Source organism: Paenibacillus eucommiae, from assembly GCF_017874215.1.
In the GTDB taxonomy this organism is placed as follows: Bacteria; Bacillota; Bacilli; order Paenibacillales; family NBRC-103111; genus Paenibacillus_AI; species Paenibacillus_AI eucommiae.
Map to the genome: position 1 here is coordinate 291,800 of NZ_JAGGLB010000003.1, position 16,131 is coordinate 307,930.

A 16,131-nucleotide genomic window follows, 5' to 3' on the forward strand; every position below is an offset into this window, starting at 1 on the left:
AGTCGCCTCATCTCTTTCCCGGCTCTTTGAACCATTTTCTGAAATCATCTATTTGTATTTGCATAAAACTGGTTATTTCCATATCTGCCCCCGTCATGTCTTCTTTAACATGAATTAGCCCTTTATAAGCTATACATATCATTCCAGCTGCTTTAGCTGAGAGTAAACCATTGCGTGAATCTTCAATTACAACACATAATTGGGGACTAACCTTTAATTTATTAGCAGCAAGCAAAAAAATCTCAGGATCCGGTTTGGATTGATTGACTTCATTATCACAAACACATTGATCAAAATAACTGCTTAACCCAAACATCTCAATGACAGCTTGCATTCTCTTCTTTGAAGCGCTGGTCGCCAGTGCAGTTTTGATCCCACTTTCTTTAATCGCTTTCAGCAGATCCTTTACTCCAGGAATGAGACCGATTTCTTCATACTTAATTATTTCTTGATCAACATTATAAGATTTAATTAATTCATGAACTTCTTGAGGTAGCTGATGCTCCTCTTTAACTTTCGTCCAAAACTGACGGGAGCTAAGACTTCCCCATGAGTGAATTTCTTCAGGCGTCAAATTGCATCCGTATGAGTTCGCTGTATCACAAAGTAAATGTAACGCGACTGAATGTGAATCGATAAGAACACCATCCATATCAAAAATTACAGCTTCCATGAAAATGCTCCCTTTGGTCATTGGTTTTAGGATAAAATATTTATAACTATCATATATTCAATAAATTCCCATGTATCCCTGCATTCTTTTACATTTTTCATTCGAGAACAATAATTCTTTAAGTATTCCGATCATAATGGAACTGCTTTATTTGATGGCTTCACAAAGTTCGTTAAAATTTAACGTGCAATTGGACCTACAATTAGTAATTGTGCTGGATAAGCTAATACAAAATTCAATAGTAAAAGGTGAGCATAATTGCTAAGTAGCGTGCCTTCGATCCCACTAGTAACTATTTTTGAAATTAATCCATAAACCGACATAAATGAAACCATACCGACCACCATACAAGTTGATATGGCAATAATATTGTAGAGTTTCTTTGATTTATTGTAAGGCAGCATGAATGCAATTTTTCGAGCAATATTCCCGACAACAAATGCTTCAATAATAAATGCGACAATAAATGTTATGCCATATTGAATAAAACCTTTTACAAATGTCATTTCCTCCCACAGACCTTGAAGAGTGCTGTTATAAATAAACATAATACTTACCATACCAAATACCATCATTAATCCAAAAATAATTTCTTCTTTTTTGTTATCAGGCAAAATAAAACAACCTTTCGTTTTAATATTGTTTTAGTATATCTACTGAATTTTTTTTTCGTAAGTGAATGTTTTGTGAATTTAATTTAGATCCAAAGCGATGTATAGACATGACATTTATAGAAAAATGACTCTAGTTTTTTTGCTCTTCTTTGAATACAAAAAACAAAATGAGACAGCACCATCATAGGTGTCTGTCCCACTTCGTTTGGATTATTCTTATGCTTCTTCTTCTTCTACCACGCCTAACTCCCGATTTTTCTCCTTAAACCGCTCATTATGGGAGGAAACGTATGCTACCTTCGGAGCTTCAGGATCCATATATAATTTGGCACTGTTAAGCGCAAGTACACCATCCGTAAACGTTCCAGCAATCAGCCCAACTTTACTTCCAAAGGACACGAAATCGCCTGCGCCAAAGATACCAGGAATGTTTGTCGACATCTTCTCACCTACGTTCGCATTCCATTCTCCCATTTCCATACCCCAGTCGCGTATAGGACCGAAGTCGCTCTTCATTCCGTGATTGACGATTACCGCATCTACTTGGAGCTGTTCGCTTTCCTCAGTTTCCATATGTGCAATTGTCACCTGCTCGATGCTTTCCCCGTTGCTGCTGTGAAGCGCAAGCACCTTATAAGGCGTGAGCACTTTGACGGAGGATTGTTTCATTCTGGATACGTTTCTTTCATGTCCCCCGAAACTATCACGCCGGTGTACTACGGTTACGCTGGCTGCAATAGACTCCAGTTCATTCGCCCAGTCCACCGCCGAATCGCCTCCTCCGGAAATCAGCACCCTTTTGCCGCGGAAGGTTTCGAGCTCTTGCACCGTATAAAACAGGTTGGACACTTCATAGCGATCTGCTCCTTCAATCTCCAGCTTCGCCATTTTGCGTATGCCATAACCGATGGTCAGGATTACTGTTCTTGTATGGTGCCGTTCACCACTTGCTGCGGTTAGGATAAAGGTTCCGTCCGCCTGCCGTTCATAATCCGTAATCTGCTGACCGAGCACAATTGTTGGATCGAAGGTTTTGGCCTGCTGGATTAATTGGGCGATTAATTTTTCACAGCGAATAGGCGTCACACCGCCGACATCCCAGATAATTTTCTCTGGATAAGTGAGTAGTCTTCCACCTAGTTGATCCTGAGCTTCTATCAGTTTTGTTTTCAGATCGCGCATGCCGCTGTAGAACGTCGTATATAAACCGCCGGGACCCCCGCCAATAATCGTTACATCAAATAACTCTAATTGTTCGCTCATTGTTTGCCTCCAAGTTTAACTTTTTTGCTACTTCGCCAAGCAAAAGATGATATTAATTATCATTATCATTCGTGTATAGTATAGATTATTTAGCTAATTGTGGCAATGGACTTTCTTAGTCTTTTTTTTGTACAATATTCACTTTTTTTTAATTTGAGCTTACACAATCATTAAACCCGCCAATTTTATCAATTGACGGGTTGTTTTACCGCTACTTCTAATAGTATTTCTGTCTTATATATTAATTCATTGGAGGCTTATTACATCCTCTGTCCGCGGTTCCAGTTGCGCTAACATTTCTCCTATCCATCATGATGCTGGGCCTCTCTCAGCCCTGTTTCTTTTCACAAGGGGCATCAGTAAAAGCGCACCAGTAATAATCAAACCGCCGCTGACCACATATACAGCTAGCAGGGAGAACATATCCTTTAGATAGCCGGAAATGAACATGCCGATTACCATCATGCCCATAAACACAGGCGTGATCGCTCCTGATACCCGGCCAATAAATGCCCCTTCTGTGTTCCGCACAATAAGAGTCTGGATTCCGCCTTGAATGCAAGGGTAAAACAAACCACTGATCACCAAAAGGACGATTGTCAGCCAAATCATCGTAGAAGCGCCTATTCCGACCGTACAGACGGCGGTGACAAGTAATCCTACCATGAGCAACAGTTGTGGCTTCACCTTTTTGGCTATCCCCATTATGGCAAATCCGCCTACCAACATGGCTGCCCCATTAGCCATAACCAACCACTGTAGAAAATGTTTGTCCTGCCCCAATTTCTCGATCACAAGGAAGATCTGTAGCGGCATAGTTAGTCCTGATGCCAGTCCAACAGCCGAGAAAGTCACGCTGAGTGTTTTTAAGGATTGATTGGACCAGATATAGCGCAGCCCGGCCATCAACTCCTTTTTGAAGTCGCTGGCATCCCCAGACTTCGGTTCTTCCGCGTCACGTGGAAGCGACGATAGTATAAGTGAAGAGCCTAGGAATAGTACTGCCGTCAAGATCAGAGATACGTTAATTCCAAACTGTAAGAAAATAAACGTACCCATGACTGGACCCAACACCATAAAGATAGCGACCAGAGTCTGGGACAATGCCATCACGCTCTGCAATTGTTCAAAAGGCACGTGCCGCTTGTACAGTTTCATGGCCGAAGGCTGAGAAAATTGTGACAGACTTGCGGAAACGAATGATCCGATAAGAAGTGCAACCCACCCACCATTTATGATGGCAAGCAGCACAGCCACAACGGACAAGGAAGACAGCAGATCGCTCCATACCATTGTCCGCTTTGGCCGCCATCGGTCGGCAAAGGTCCCGCCAATAAGGCCGAATAGAAAGATAGGTGCGAATTCCGCAACCGAAATCAGTGATACATAAACCGGATTATTATTCGTCAAATCGGTAACATAAAGAAGCACGGCATAATTGCGGATCCAAATTCCCAACTGAAGGAGCACTCGGGAAAAAATAATAGTTCGAACATAGCGATTGGAAAACATGTTAATACCCCATATCCTTTCTCATTTTTACTAATTTACTTGAATAGTTATTTACTAATTTACTAAATTACTAGATCATTTTATCTAGAATTTGATTTTTAGTCAACCGTTTTTCGATGTCCATTATTTCACATCCATTTTTGATGACGGAATGGCATATCCGATACCGCGGCCGCGCTATTATGTTCCAGAATGTTTTATCGGGGAAATTAAGAGTATTAAAAGAAGTAAGAGTCAAATGGCCCTCACTTTGTTACAAAGTGGGGGCCATCTGACTCTTGCATTTTTCCAATATAATTGATGTGATCGTTCCGACTGTCTGCATTTATTTCATGCTATGCTTGAGTTATTTCACTTCAGGCAATGATAAACCGCCATCATATCTCGTTTATTCAACTCACGAATGCGGTTGAAGATAGGAATATCTGCCACTGCCTCAGTTAGTAAGCTTTCAGCAACAACATCACTTACCTTGCCAGTAAACCATGTTTGTACATCTATGCCCTCGACGATTTCCTTGCGTCCTTCATCATTGATGCCACTTACATAACAGCTAACACACGGCACCGATAATTTCTGTACGCCATCATGGAGTCCATCTTCTGAAATAACTCTCTTCCCGTTACAAAATGGACATGGATGACTTGCTTTAATCTTATTAATTTGGGTAACAATCTTAGTATAACCAAACACTTCATAGACATAAGTTAGTTTTTTATATTTTCCATTGGTGAAATACTTATCAATTATGGTTTCTCTAGTTTCAACAATATCGGCAAAATCACAGATGGTAATCAAGTTTTTGCTGCTTATCGCCTCGATATTATCTTTAATCTTGTCCCAAAATGGTACAGCATTTTGTAAAACCACTTCATACCCAACAAAGCTTGCAAACTCCAGTTCGAGCATTTTCAGCGCAACTTGTTTTTCCCTGGGAAGTAAGGAGACATCTTCTGTAAGTGTAAGATCGCCACCAACAATTGATTTTAATCTTTCTAGTTCTGGTAACTTCCCTACAATTTTAATGACCTGATCCAATGGCTGCTGAATAATCTCACGGATATCCGTGTCACCAAATTTTAACCTTTTATGATGGTTTAATACGGTTCCTTGACAAACAGGACAAGTAATCATTTCTTTTGAGGCTTTCATCTGCTCTTTAATAATCGACTTTGAAATAACCATATAACGCCCAAGGATGAAATTAAAGCCTTCCCACATTCTCGAAGCCTTCCCTGCTTTATCATAAAATGACTTTTCCCAATATCCATATAAGAATGTATACTTTTCTGCTTCTGACATCTCATTAAAGCTTTTACTAATATCGTGACCCAGTTCATTCTTGATCTCATCAAATAGGAATTTCAATTTGGAATGTTGATAATATTTCAAGACCTCCATGACGTCTGGATGTAATAAGCCATCCCAGAATGGTACTGTTTTGTCTTGAATGACAACATCAATATCAAATTGTTCAATGACACGACGACCCGAACAACATGGACAATGGTTTTCTTGATAATAGAAATCGAAGCTTCTTGTATCTTTATTGGTCGGATGAGCAGCCACAATATGGTTGATTAGTCCACCTATTTCATAGAGGAAGCTATATTGACTATAAAGATGTCGTTCAAGATCGATGGCAATGACAGGTGCAATAGTTTCAGATTCATATTCACCATAAATCACACGGGCCATAGGAGATAAGCTTTTTAAGATACCTCCCTTATAGACGTTTTCTGCCTTTTTAAAATAGTCCATATGATTTTCTTGTAAGTAGTGAATACCTTTTTGCTGCTTCAGTGTGGAAGAAATATGCAATGGAGCAATCCTATCTTCCTTATTTTTTTGCTGATAATAATCATCATGACTGACAACATCAAGATACTGAACAGGCTCAGGCTGTCTTTTTCCAAAATCAACAATATAATCAGAGCTTTCCAGCATGTAGTCATTATGTTCAATCATCAGAATGGAGACAGAATCATCTTGCAGAATGTCCCTAACACTATCAATGAATTGGTTTAAAATATTTTGTGATAAGCCTTTTGAAGGCTCGTCAAAAATAAAAAGCGTATGTGGGTTTCTTGATTTAGCAAACAACTCAGAAACTAAATGAACACATTGAAATTCACCCGTGGATAAGGATTGTGTTTTCCTTTCTAATGTCAAATAACCTAGTCCAAGTTTATTCAATAAGCTCAATCGTTTATGAGCGATGTCTTCATTTGGCAGTTCATCAATAATATTTTCAATCGAACGTTGAAAAATATCATCCATAATATCTTCGCTATATTTTGTGAGTTTCTTTTTAATATCAAGGAAAGTAGCAACGGTGGATCTGCTGGTAATCGATTGGTTTCGATCTTGCCCCACCATAACGAGTTTATCTTTTGGATAACGCTTCTGAAAATCTTTGGCCATGCACTCATTGACAAGTGTAGATTTACCGCATCCAGACTCACCAGTAAAGGTTACAAGTCTATTTTTGGGAATCTGAATTTCAACCATTTGAATGTTACGACAGTAGAGATCATGAAATACATAGTATTCTGTTGGCATTGCCTTATCTTGTTCCCAAAGGATTGGTTTAAGACGAGGTGATTCTTCAACAATTTTCCCGCCATATTTACCACTGCCTGGTCCAAAGAACAATTGCTCATCCGTTGTATTGAGCACCGTGTCAGAATGATCGATGAGCCAAATTTGATTCTTACAGCCTAATTGTTTAATCTGTTCTAAAATTTTCAATAGTGTCTGGCGATCAAGTCCAACGGATATTTCATCAATTATAATAACGGAATTTTCACTGGTTGCCATGAATTCAGCCAAGTAATGCCGTGTTAATTCTCCACCTGATAACGTCCCCATAATACGATTTAATGTTAAATAACCAATATTCATATTGATCATATTTTGGAGAATATGCTGCTTCGCTTCACTAAGTTGTAATTCCTCTGCAAGAGAAAGAATCGATTCCATGCTTAAGTTATTGATATCGGAAATACTATGTGGTTGATTCAATAATTCCTTCTTATATTGCTCAACTTCTTGATTGTAGCGCCTACCTCTGCACTTTGGACAATCGACATTTTGGGTCATACTGCGCCCTTTACAATCTGCACACCAACCTAATGCATTATTAAAAGAAAAAACTTCTGGGGAAAGATTAAATTTATTACCAAGACACTCGCGAATCTCTTTAAATACTCCTGTATGCGTGCCAATGGTTGAACGAGGATTGGATGAAATCGATGATTTTCCGAGAAATAGGACTAAAGGCATATCTTCCATCTTGATGGCACTAAAATTGGTTTCCATAATATCAGGAAATAAATATTGATATTCAGCCTTCGGCAATAAAGAAACGAGACGCTTCTTGGATTCTTCACCAATGGTTTGACAAAAAGTTGTTTTACCAGATCCAGACAAGCCAGCAATTCCTAACGATTTATCGTCTGGTAGTGCTGCATCTAATAAGTTAATATTGTTCGAAATTAATTGATTTATTTGCATATGTACGTCCTTTCTAGACATATAAGTAACCTTATTGTATCATATTAAAATCTTCAACAGGATGAGCAAACGGGTTACCTCTATTGCATGTAAGAGATCGAATTAGATGCCGGGATCCTTTTACAAGGGAGCTCAATAGCTGCTTCTCCGATGCCCATTTTCTCATAAAACATCTCTAGGTCCTTAATTTGAATATACGGCATAAAAACGTCCATGCAACAATTTTTTGCAGAAAATAGGTATAATTGGGTACTTTCGTGTAATAATACACAAGAAATCTAAATCGTGGAGGTTGTTGAGCATTAATAAACAAAGAGCACAAAAGATCATTGAATCACCTGTTATGGTTAATGTAACTTACCAAGGAACGCCGATCTATATACAGAATGTAGATGAACACAACGATACGGCAACCATTTTTCCACTTGACCAACCAGAAAATGAACAAAGCGTCCCTTTAGATAGTTTAATTGAACAATAAAAAAAACAGAGAGAAGGCGTCTTACTAGTGGCGACCTTCTTTTCTTTGTTTTGGGTTAAGTGAGGAGACAGTCCTTCTCAACGAGTGCTGCCTTGGAGAACTCTATTTAGGAAATTATTCATCAATAGAGGAAGAGAAATCAGGATTGGAGGGTCGTCCAATCTGGGAGGGTACAGCATTACTCGCTGATGTGGGACGGTAGTATAAGGTTGGACGAGAATTGCCTCCTTCGATCGGGTCCGCAAAGTTGTGTGCGGAAGCAGGAAGTCCACGGCCTGCATCCCGTATGAGACGGAAGTCGCCATAAGGTAATAGGTGCCCGGCTTAACGTCCGTAAAGCAAAAATCCCCCAATGAAGAAAGCAGTGTTCCGTATAGGGGGAGCCCTTCAGGAATCGGTTTGGCAAACAGTCCGATAAGAATGACGCCCTCAAAAGGAACCTCCGCTTGGACGTTCCCTTCTACTCTTGCGTATGGATTTATAATGGGATGTACGGAATCCCGCCATTGATTAAGATCCTGTAAGGAACGAAACAAGTTGTCTGCTTGCATTGTGGAATTACGAAAATCGGAAGGAGAAACTCCGACCCGCTCGGTAAAACGGGTGGTGAAGGTGCCCAGACTCTGCTGTCCTATGATTAATCCGATATCGCGAATACTCAGATTCGTGCGCAGCAGCAAATCTTTAGCTTTCTGCAAGCGCAGGGAAGAAACATAATATAGCGGCGAGAGTCCGATTTTTTCTTTGAAAATGCGTGTGAAATGGTAAGGGCTATAAGCTGCATGACTGGCCAGTTGGGAAAGCGATAGAGGTTCATCGATATGCCGATGAATATATGCGATTACCTCGTCTATTTCTGAATAACGGTCAGTCACTATTCCTGCACCATCCCTCTGCTTTGTTAAAATATCAAAAGTGAATGTCGTTAGCTTTGCTTGTCAAAGAGAACAAGTGTTTGTTTTTTTATTTTACCACAAATTTTATCTGAATGGAACACTTAACTCAAATTATCCTTATCCTCCCTTTAGCCACACTTGTTCATCTCTCACACTTACTCTTCTCTATTTAATTTCTACCATAAACATATAAGTAGTATGGCCGTCATCCCAGCCAGAGTTTATCACAATATGATAAATTCCAGACTCTATTGGTAATTGAAGCCGATCATTGACTATGTTTATTTCATTATCTTTGTTTTCTTCGTTTTCTTCGTTTACATCTTCTGAAATTTTTTCAATATAAGCTATTAAATTCTTTGGTTCCACAGCTCTTGGGTATACAATTTTAATTTGGGATTCTGGCTCCATACTCACCGGAGGATAATCGAACTGCTTAATAATTTCTGAATGAGATCCGGGCACTTCGATGCATCCCTTCCAGCATGAAGTACCTTGGAGCAGCGGAATCTCTTGCATCCACAGCGTCCCGTTATGATATCTTTCATAGGCAACATAAGGAACTGGCGCAGAAATCCGTTCATCAAACTTAACACTGGACTGCTCAATACTTATTGTCTTGGTGTTATCATTATAATTAATTTGTGTGGCCATATTCTCAGAAACAAACCGTATTGGAACATATACATTACCGTTATAATTAATAACTGGGTACTTAAGACTGATACCGTTAATTTTAAAATTTTCAGAGGATAGGAAATCTATATTGGCATTTAAACCGTAAGCCACGATGCCGAAAGCTGCCAAAATGCAAAATATCAAGCCCAGCAAAAAAATTTTCAATAGTAAAACCGGCCTCTCTGTAATTATAAAATTTTTCTTAAATGTTGGGCTTGGGCAAACGCACCTCGAAGAGCGTGCAAATCAAATTGCTTTGGACAGAAACAGTTCCATTGTGCTGCATGACAATATTTTTCGTTATGAATAAGCCTAGCCCCGTGCTTCCCTCTTGATGCGAGCGTGCCTGATCGCCGGTATAAAACATCTCAAAAATATGCGGCAGCTCTTCCGGAGGAATCTGATTCCCATAATTAACCACTTGAACGACCACCTCTTCCCCATCCAGGTTGCCGTTAATATCTACATATAGGCCATCGTTGCCATAACGAATAGCATTGGTCAGCAGATTTTCAAAAACACGTGCCAACAGCTCTCCGTCACCCGAAATGTTTAATTGAGGAGTCACGTTTAATCTGGCTATCAGCTGATTTTTCTCAAAGACAGGAAACAGCTCTTCGTTTAATTGAATAAGCAGTTCACTTAGATCGATTGGTTTCTTTTCAATAGTAATCAAGCCATAGTTCATTCTGGTGATCTCGAATAATTCATCAATTAGCTTTTCTAATCGTTGGGATTTGGAAAAGGCAATGCCGGTATAATGCCTGATTTGTTCTATAGTCAATTGCTCGTCCTGAAGAATAAAATCTAAGTATCCTAAAACAGAAGTCAGTGGCGTACGCAAATCATGAGCCAAATTCAAGACTAATTGATCCTTACTGCTTTCTGCGAAATCTCCTTTTGTAACGGCTTCTTGTAATTTTTCACTAGCCAGATTAATGTCTTTGGCAATATCTCCGAACTCATCCTTGGCCGAAATATGAACGCGATTATTAAAATCGCCATTGGCAAGATGATGAATTCCCTTGGAGATCTCATTAAAATAAGCTGCATAAGGCTTAGTCAGGAAAAAGAAAAACAAAATCGCGAGAGGGATAAAAACAATCAAAAAGAAGTTGATATCCCCTACACTACTTATAAACAGGCGGACATAAGCCAATGGATTTTCAAATTTGACTTGAGTGCGATAGTAAAACTGGAGAATTTTATAGAGTAAAAAGGTAATGAGGCCGGATATAAGCATACTTAAGCCTAAAAGCATGATCATTTTGGAACGAAAGCTGCGCAGCATATTAGCCATTGAATGTATATCCCACTCCCCATACTGTTTTGATCAGTTTGTTTTTATGGATATCTTCTCCAAGCTTTTTGCGCAAGGTGCGAATATGCACCATGACCGTATTGGCGCTTTCATAATAGGCTTCGCCCCAAACATGCTGAAAAATATTTTCAGCGCTATAGACTTTCTTCGGATAACTGGCAAGCAGATATAGAATATCAAACTCCTTCGGAGTAAGCTCGATCGTCTCATCGTATAGGCGAACCGTGCGTTGATCAGGATAAATGACCAATCCCCCTACCTCAACAATGGGCTTGTTCGCAGCAGCAGCGGGTTGATTCATTTGCAGGGATCGCCGCAGGTGCGCATTCACGCGGGCAATTAACTCCATGGGGTTAAACGGCTTGGTCATATAATCATCTGCCCCTCTTACGAGTCCTGAAATCTTATCCATGTCACTAGTCTTGGCGCTCAAAAAAATGATTGGCATTTGATGCTGCTCCCGAATCTGCCGCGTGACTTCATAACCGTCGAGCTTGGGCATCATAATATCTAAAATTGCCAAATCAATGGATTGTGTCTGAACAGCTTGTATGGCTTCCTTTCCATCTGATGCTATCACGTAATGGTAGCCCTCTTTTTTCAAATGCAGCGCAATTAGCTCCGCAATCTCTGCTTCATCATCAGCGATCAAAACTGTAATACGCTTCATCATATCCAACTCCTGTTAAAAGGTAACTAAAAATTATTATATCAGATTCCTTGTGAATCTACCCGTGCTCAAAGAAAACGCCTTGCGGCGTTATTCGTTATTTGAGGAGTTGATAGCTTAAAACAAGCAGCGCAAGAGGTGCGCTGCTTCAGCCTCAATATTTGCTACTCGTTTAATAAGGTTGTCACCTTGTTCTGGATCAGCTTGGCTACTTCTTCTGCAGACTTTTGTTCACTAAAGAATGCTCTGGGCTCATCGCCTATAATGGAAATTACACTTCCGCTCACGTCCGTATAGTTATCAGCTGTATTCACGAGCTGTTTGAACTGTGTAAACTCTTCATCCAGCACCTTGGGTACCTTCCCGTCTGGAAGCTTGTATGTTCCACTTTTAACTTGTTCCTGAATGGCATTCAACTGCTTCTCATTCACAGATTTTAACAGTGAAAATCCTTCTCTCTCTTGCAGGGATTGCCCCTCGTCGGATAATAGGAAGGCAATAAACTTCCATGCCTGCTCTTTCACCGGGGAGTTGGCATGAATCGCGAACTGGGATCCAGGGATAATCCTCGTCCCCCCTTTTTGTTCTGGTTTTTGCAGCAGCTTCGGATTGGAGAAAAATAAATGCGGACCATTGATAAGGTCTGCCGGCGATTGCAAGACGGTGGAATAGAACAATTGCTTGCCGATATCCGCTGGTTGCGAAGTCATGACTTTATCATCGTACATTTTTTTAATTTGCTGCATCTTTTCCACAAATGATGGAGAGTCAAACTTTGCCTTTTTCGCTGCATGATCAACAAACTCTGCATATTTATCCACTATCATTTCTTGAAGAAGCATCTCTGGCGGGTCATTAGCTAACGCATAACGGCGTTCAGTGCCACTCTCCTTTTGCATAAGTTCCTTCGAAGTCTCTTCAAACTCCTTCCAGGTCCAGTTCTTATCGTCGACTTTCGTGTTTTTAAGAATGTCCCCATCGCCAACGAACGCCCGCAGGGAGAAACCGGAAGGCATCGCATACGTACCGCCATTCAGCTTCAATGCATCCAAAATGTTCATTTGCAAATCGCTTTTATTCAGCGTTTTGTCTTGCTCCATGGGCTCATCCATGTTCAAGAGAAGCTTTTTGCTCACATAATCGTCAATTGGCAAGCTGCTTATTTCGAAGATATCCGGTCCTTTCCCTGATAGCAGCGCTGCATTCGTCGTTTTTTGGTATTTTTCATAATCTTCTGTGATCTGAATTTGCAGATCGATGTCTGGGTACTTTTCTTCAAATTTTTTCTCAGCAGTCTGATAAAATGCGCTTGCTTGTTGCATAGACAAAGTTACGACTGTTTGCCCCTCTTTGACTGGTTTCTCTGTACCTGCCAATTTCTCGCCGCCTCCAGCACCACATGCGGTCATCGTGGTCATCAAAATACCAATAAATATCATCCACAGCCATTTGTTCATCGTATGAATTCCTCCTAAAGTTTTTGTCTATTGAAGACGAACACGGTTTCCGTCTTGTAAAGGCTCACTGCTTTCCAGAATCATAAGGTCTTCCTCATAGAGGCTGTCCGCTTGAATCATTGTTTCTTTGCCATTCGCTTCACTGAACTGAATTCGGGCTTTACGGGCAACATAAACATTGCCAAGTGCACCCCTCTGCTCTTCAATTTTATAAACAAACATACCGTCATGATCCTGATGAATAGCTTCATTGGAGATAACGAACCCCTCTTGGTGTGAGCGTTTCTCTAGTTTGATCTCTGCCTGCTCACCCCCTTTCAGCTCGGAATCAATGACCTTTATGCGAAGAGCTTTCTGAGGGATCGTTAGGGTCTGGCCTGCACCTTCACTAGATGAACTTTTGGTACGCGATTGTGCATTCGCCACTTCTTCAATCATGCCATCAATTGTTCGGGTCTGTTGTTCTTGTACAGCATCTCCCTTGACCTTATCCTTGATCTTAACCTTGACCTCTATCTTCTCTCCGATCGAAATCCCTAAGCTTCCAAGCAGCGTTGAATCGACAGCAATATCCAATACATAACCTAATCTGCTGTTCGAGATAAGAACATCCGGTTCTCCCCCTGATGTTAACCCTTCAATCGCATTCAATTTGTTAATAATACCGTCGAAAGGGGCAGTGATTTCCTGTTGGCTTGCCAGACGGTCTCTCAGCTCATTAATTTTACGTTCCTGCGTACCTAGATCGAGCTTACGCGTTTCGATATCTCGTCTTGCATTCCGAATCTTGAGTTCATCCCCTTCCGTCGCCGACTGGATGTACTGATCCTGAATATTCTGCAGCTCGATTTTCTGCTTCTCCAAGTTAGTTATTTCATTTTCCAATTCTCGTTCAGCGGTTTTGCTATCATAAATGATGAGCTTTTGCCCCTTCTTCACGCGATCTCCTTCTTTTATAAGAATCTTTCCGACCTTCCAGCCCGCAGGGTTCAATAATCTCGTTTCGGCGAACGGTTGCAGCATACCGCTGCCTTCGATTGTAAATATAAGACTTCCGTTAGCCGGCTTTTCCGTTCTCACTTTCGGCAAGGTCAGTGACTGCAGCGTATTGCTGAACAATGTAAAAAAAATTAACAATCCCATTAAAACAATGAACACAACTTGAATGCTTCGTTTGCGCCTACGATCACCCTGTTCTTTATCTAACTCCATATCCCGTCTTTCTCCTTTTTCCAAAAAGTTAACCCTTAATGCCAGACAATTGAATGCCTTCAATGAAATACGTTTCCGCATACAGAAACAGCAGCACCATCGGAGCCATGTAGAGCATGGATGCTGCGAAAGCAATCCCAGGCTCACCATTAATCCTCGATAAATAAACCGATAGCGGCTGCTTGAATGGATCGTCCAGAAAAATAAGCGGCTGCTCCACCATGTTCCAATAATCGACGAATAAGAGGACAATAAGTGCAGCCAGACCCGGTTTGATCATCGGGATTATAATTTTATAGAAAATTCGCATATGGCCGGCTCCGTCAATTTTTGCCGCTTCTATGTAGGCATATGGAATATCCAGCATAAACTGCCTCAGCATAAACACACCAAAAGCTGCGAAAATGCCAGGTAATATAATCGCATTCGGACTATTCAGCAGACCAAGCTTATCCGCCATTATGTAATTCGGCACCAGCGTAACTTGGAATGGCATGAGCATCGTCAAGACATAGACGAGAAACAAGTGATCCCGGCCGCGAAACTGCAGCTTGGAGAACGCGTATGCAGCCAGTGCTGCTACGAGAGTTTGTCCTGCGATGATTGGCACCACCATAAATACCGAATTCCAGAACATCATCAGATATCTAGGGCTGTCCACCAACACCTTGCCATACTGCTTTAAGGTCACTTCATCCGGAAGCAATTTTAAATTTACAAAAGGATTTTCTCTCCCTGCAGACGCTTTGTTCATCTGTCCTATGGGTCCATAATTCATGCCCATTTCTTGTTCTGTCATGAGTGAATTTGTGAAAGTGATGACAATCGGGAATAGTAACAGGAGTGCTAGGGTACCCATGACGACTGTTAACACACTTTTTTGCAATACTTTGGCAACTTGCACAGCCTTCCTTCCCCCTATTCCATGAAATGCCGATACCGGCGTTCAAGCGCAAACAACCCCATGACGATCAAAAGAATACAGCCGACCATCAAGGTCGCCGCCGCAGTCAGCTTCTGAATATCCAACGAGGTAAACATGTTGTTCATATAGTGCTGCATCATATATATACTGTCATGCGGATAATCGCCTGCGATCAAGTACGTTTCCCGAAATACTTTAAACGAATTAATGATCGACATGATGACTACAAAGAACATTGTTGATGTCAGATAGACAAGTGTTATACTGCGAAACTGCCTTAGACGCCCTGCCCCTTCAATTTGGGCCGTTTCGTAATAATCCTTCGGGATTTGCTGCAATCCTGCCAAGAATAAAATTACGTTATAGCCGATGTTCTTCCATAAATAAACGACAAGGATTACATGGCGGGCCGCATCTGTCTTCATCCAATCCACACGTGCAATTCCAAAGCCGCTCAGCCATGCATTTAAGGAACCGTTCCAGTCGAACAGTATTTGCCAGATCAGAATAATGGAGGCAACTGGGACGACAAGTGGCAGCACATAGGCAGTCCGCAGCCATTTGCGAAGATATATATTTGTATTCAACAACATCGCCAAGCCTAACGACAGCGCAAGTATAAGCGGAACACTAACCACGCTAAAATATAACGTATTGGATGACGCCTTTCGGAAGGAATGGCTCGCAAGCAGCTCGCGGTAATTAGCCAATCCCACAAATTGGCTGTCTACTGTACTATCCATAAACGAATAGAACAGGCCAATGGCAAACGGAATAAGGTAGAACAGCGCAAACCCGATAACGCTCGGCGCAAGAAACATTAAAGCCGCTGAAGCATCCTTGCGAATCCATTTTTTTATTTGTTTCTTTATAATGAAGCCACGCCTAAAGCCCAACTTCTTCATCCACGGCT

General features: G+C 40.9%; 14 protein-coding genes. 1 reads left to right on the forward strand and 13 read right to left on the reverse strand.

Annotated elements, in window-relative coordinates; translation table 11 throughout:
* Window positions 1-7: 7 nt before the first annotated feature.
* From J2Z66_RS06795 to J2Z66_RS06815, 5 genes are all read right to left on the reverse strand, one after another.
* The gene (locus J2Z66_RS06795; protein ID WP_209970609.1) at window positions 8-673 is read right to left on the reverse strand and encodes an HAD family hydrolase; all 666 of its coding nucleotides are present in this window, start codon (window positions 671-673) and stop codon (window positions 8-10) included.
* A gap of 179 nt (window positions 674-852) precedes the next feature.
* Complete coding sequence (locus J2Z66_RS06800; protein WP_209970610.1) at window positions 853-1,287, reverse strand: DUF2798 domain-containing protein; 435 nt, start codon at window positions 1,285-1,287, stop codon at window positions 853-855.
* 216 nt (window positions 1,288-1,503) lie between these two features.
* The gene (locus J2Z66_RS06805; protein ID WP_209970611.1) at window positions 1,504-2,550 is read right to left on the reverse strand and encodes an NAD(P)/FAD-dependent oxidoreductase; all 1,047 of its coding nucleotides are present in this window, start codon (window positions 2,548-2,550) and stop codon (window positions 1,504-1,506) included.
* A gap of 309 nt (window positions 2,551-2,859) precedes the next feature.
* On the reverse strand, window positions 2,860-4,062 hold the full coding sequence (locus tag J2Z66_RS06810) for an MFS transporter (protein ID WP_209970612.1): 1,203 nt from the start codon (window positions 4,060-4,062) through the stop codon (window positions 2,860-2,862).
* Between the two features lie 351 nt (window positions 4,063-4,413).
* Window positions 4,414-7,578: an ATP-binding cassette domain-containing protein gene (locus J2Z66_RS06815; protein ID WP_209970613.1), complete on the reverse strand. Its 3,165-nt coding sequence runs from the start codon at window positions 7,576-7,578 to the stop codon at window positions 4,414-4,416.
* Between the two features lie 301 nt (window positions 7,579-7,879).
* Between J2Z66_RS06815 and J2Z66_RS06820 the strand changes: the two genes are divergently transcribed.
* Window positions 7,880-8,059 (forward strand): small acid-soluble spore protein H, encoded by a 180-nt coding sequence (locus J2Z66_RS06820; protein ID WP_209970854.1) that lies wholly within the window; start codon window positions 7,880-7,882, stop codon window positions 8,057-8,059.
* Between the two features lie 77 nt (window positions 8,060-8,136).
* Here the strand turns inward: J2Z66_RS06820 and J2Z66_RS06825 are convergent, their stop codons facing one another.
* The 8 genes from J2Z66_RS06825 to J2Z66_RS06860 form a co-directional block, all read right to left on the reverse strand.
* Window positions 8,137-8,934 (reverse strand): helix-turn-helix domain-containing protein, encoded by a 798-nt coding sequence (locus tag J2Z66_RS06825; protein WP_209970614.1) that lies wholly within the window; start codon window positions 8,932-8,934, stop codon window positions 8,137-8,139.
* A gap of 186 nt (window positions 8,935-9,120) precedes the next feature.
* The gene (locus J2Z66_RS06830) at window positions 9,121-9,798 is read right to left on the reverse strand and encodes a stalk domain-containing protein (RefSeq protein WP_209970615.1); all 678 of its coding nucleotides are present in this window, start codon (window positions 9,796-9,798) and stop codon (window positions 9,121-9,123) included.
* A 37-nt stretch (window positions 9,799-9,835) separates the two neighbouring features.
* Window positions 9,836-10,933, reverse strand: coding sequence for a sensor histidine kinase (locus J2Z66_RS06835; protein WP_209970616.1), 1,098 nt, complete (start codon window positions 10,931-10,933; stop codon window positions 9,836-9,838).
* Complete coding sequence (locus J2Z66_RS06840) at window positions 10,926-11,624, reverse strand: response regulator transcription factor (RefSeq protein ID WP_209970855.1); 699 nt, start codon at window positions 11,622-11,624, stop codon at window positions 10,926-10,928. Before J2Z66_RS06840 ends, J2Z66_RS06835 begins: the two co-directional genes overlap by 8 nt.
* Window positions 11,625-11,788: 164 nt before the next feature.
* The gene (locus tag J2Z66_RS06845; protein WP_209970617.1) at window positions 11,789-13,081 is read right to left on the reverse strand and encodes an ABC transporter substrate-binding protein; all 1,293 of its coding nucleotides are present in this window, start codon (window positions 13,079-13,081) and stop codon (window positions 11,789-11,791) included.
* 27 nt (window positions 13,082-13,108) lie between these two features.
* Window positions 13,109-14,293 carry an efflux RND transporter periplasmic adaptor subunit gene (locus tag J2Z66_RS06850; RefSeq protein WP_209970618.1) on the reverse strand — a complete coding sequence of 395 codons (1,185 nt, stop codon included), beginning with the start codon at window positions 14,291-14,293 and terminating at the stop codon, window positions 13,109-13,111.
* A 28-nt stretch (window positions 14,294-14,321) separates the two neighbouring features.
* Window positions 14,322-15,152 (reverse strand): carbohydrate ABC transporter permease, encoded by an 831-nt coding sequence (locus J2Z66_RS06855; RefSeq protein ID WP_209970856.1) that lies wholly within the window; start codon window positions 15,150-15,152, stop codon window positions 14,322-14,324.
* 59 nt (window positions 15,153-15,211) lie between these two features.
* A complete protein-coding gene (locus J2Z66_RS06860; protein ID WP_209970619.1) occupies window positions 15,212-16,123 on the reverse strand; it encodes a carbohydrate ABC transporter permease in 912 nt (303 codons plus the stop codon).
* Window positions 16,124-16,131 lie beyond the last annotated feature (8 nt).

Coding starts and splice junctions, on each gene's coding strand:
- J2Z66_RS06855 (WP_209970856.1), bottom strand. CDS start 15,152: ATGGGTACCCTAGCACTCCTGTTACTATTCCCGATTGTCATCACTTTC.
- J2Z66_RS06810 (WP_209970612.1), bottom strand. CDS start 4,062: ATGTTTTCCAATCGCTATGTTCGAACTATTATTTTTTCCCGAGTGCTC.
- J2Z66_RS06840 (WP_209970855.1), bottom strand. CDS start 11,624: ATGAAGCGTATTACAGTTTTGATCGCTGATGATGAAGCAGAGATTGCG.
- J2Z66_RS06850 (WP_209970618.1), bottom strand. CDS start 14,293: ATGGAGTTAGATAAAGAACAGGGTGATCGTAGGCGCAAACGAAGCATT.
- J2Z66_RS06815 (WP_209970613.1), bottom strand. CDS start 7,578: ATGCAAATAAATCAATTAATTTCGAACAATATTAACTTATTAGATGCA.
- J2Z66_RS06795 (WP_209970609.1), bottom strand. CDS start 673: ATGGAAGCTGTAATTTTTGATATGGATGGTGTTCTTATCGATTCACAT.
- J2Z66_RS06845 (WP_209970617.1), bottom strand. CDS start 13,081: ATGAACAAATGGCTGTGGATGATATTTATTGGTATTTTGATGACCACG.
- J2Z66_RS06860 (WP_209970619.1), bottom strand. CDS start 16,123: ATGAAGAAGTTGGGCTTTAGGCGTGGCTTCATTATAAAGAAACAAATA.
- J2Z66_RS06835 (WP_209970616.1), bottom strand. CDS start 10,933: ATGGCTAATATGCTGCGCAGCTTTCGTTCCAAAATGATCATGCTTTTA.
- J2Z66_RS06805 (WP_209970611.1), bottom strand. CDS start 2,550: ATGAGCGAACAATTAGAGTTATTTGATGTAACGATTATTGGCGGGGGT.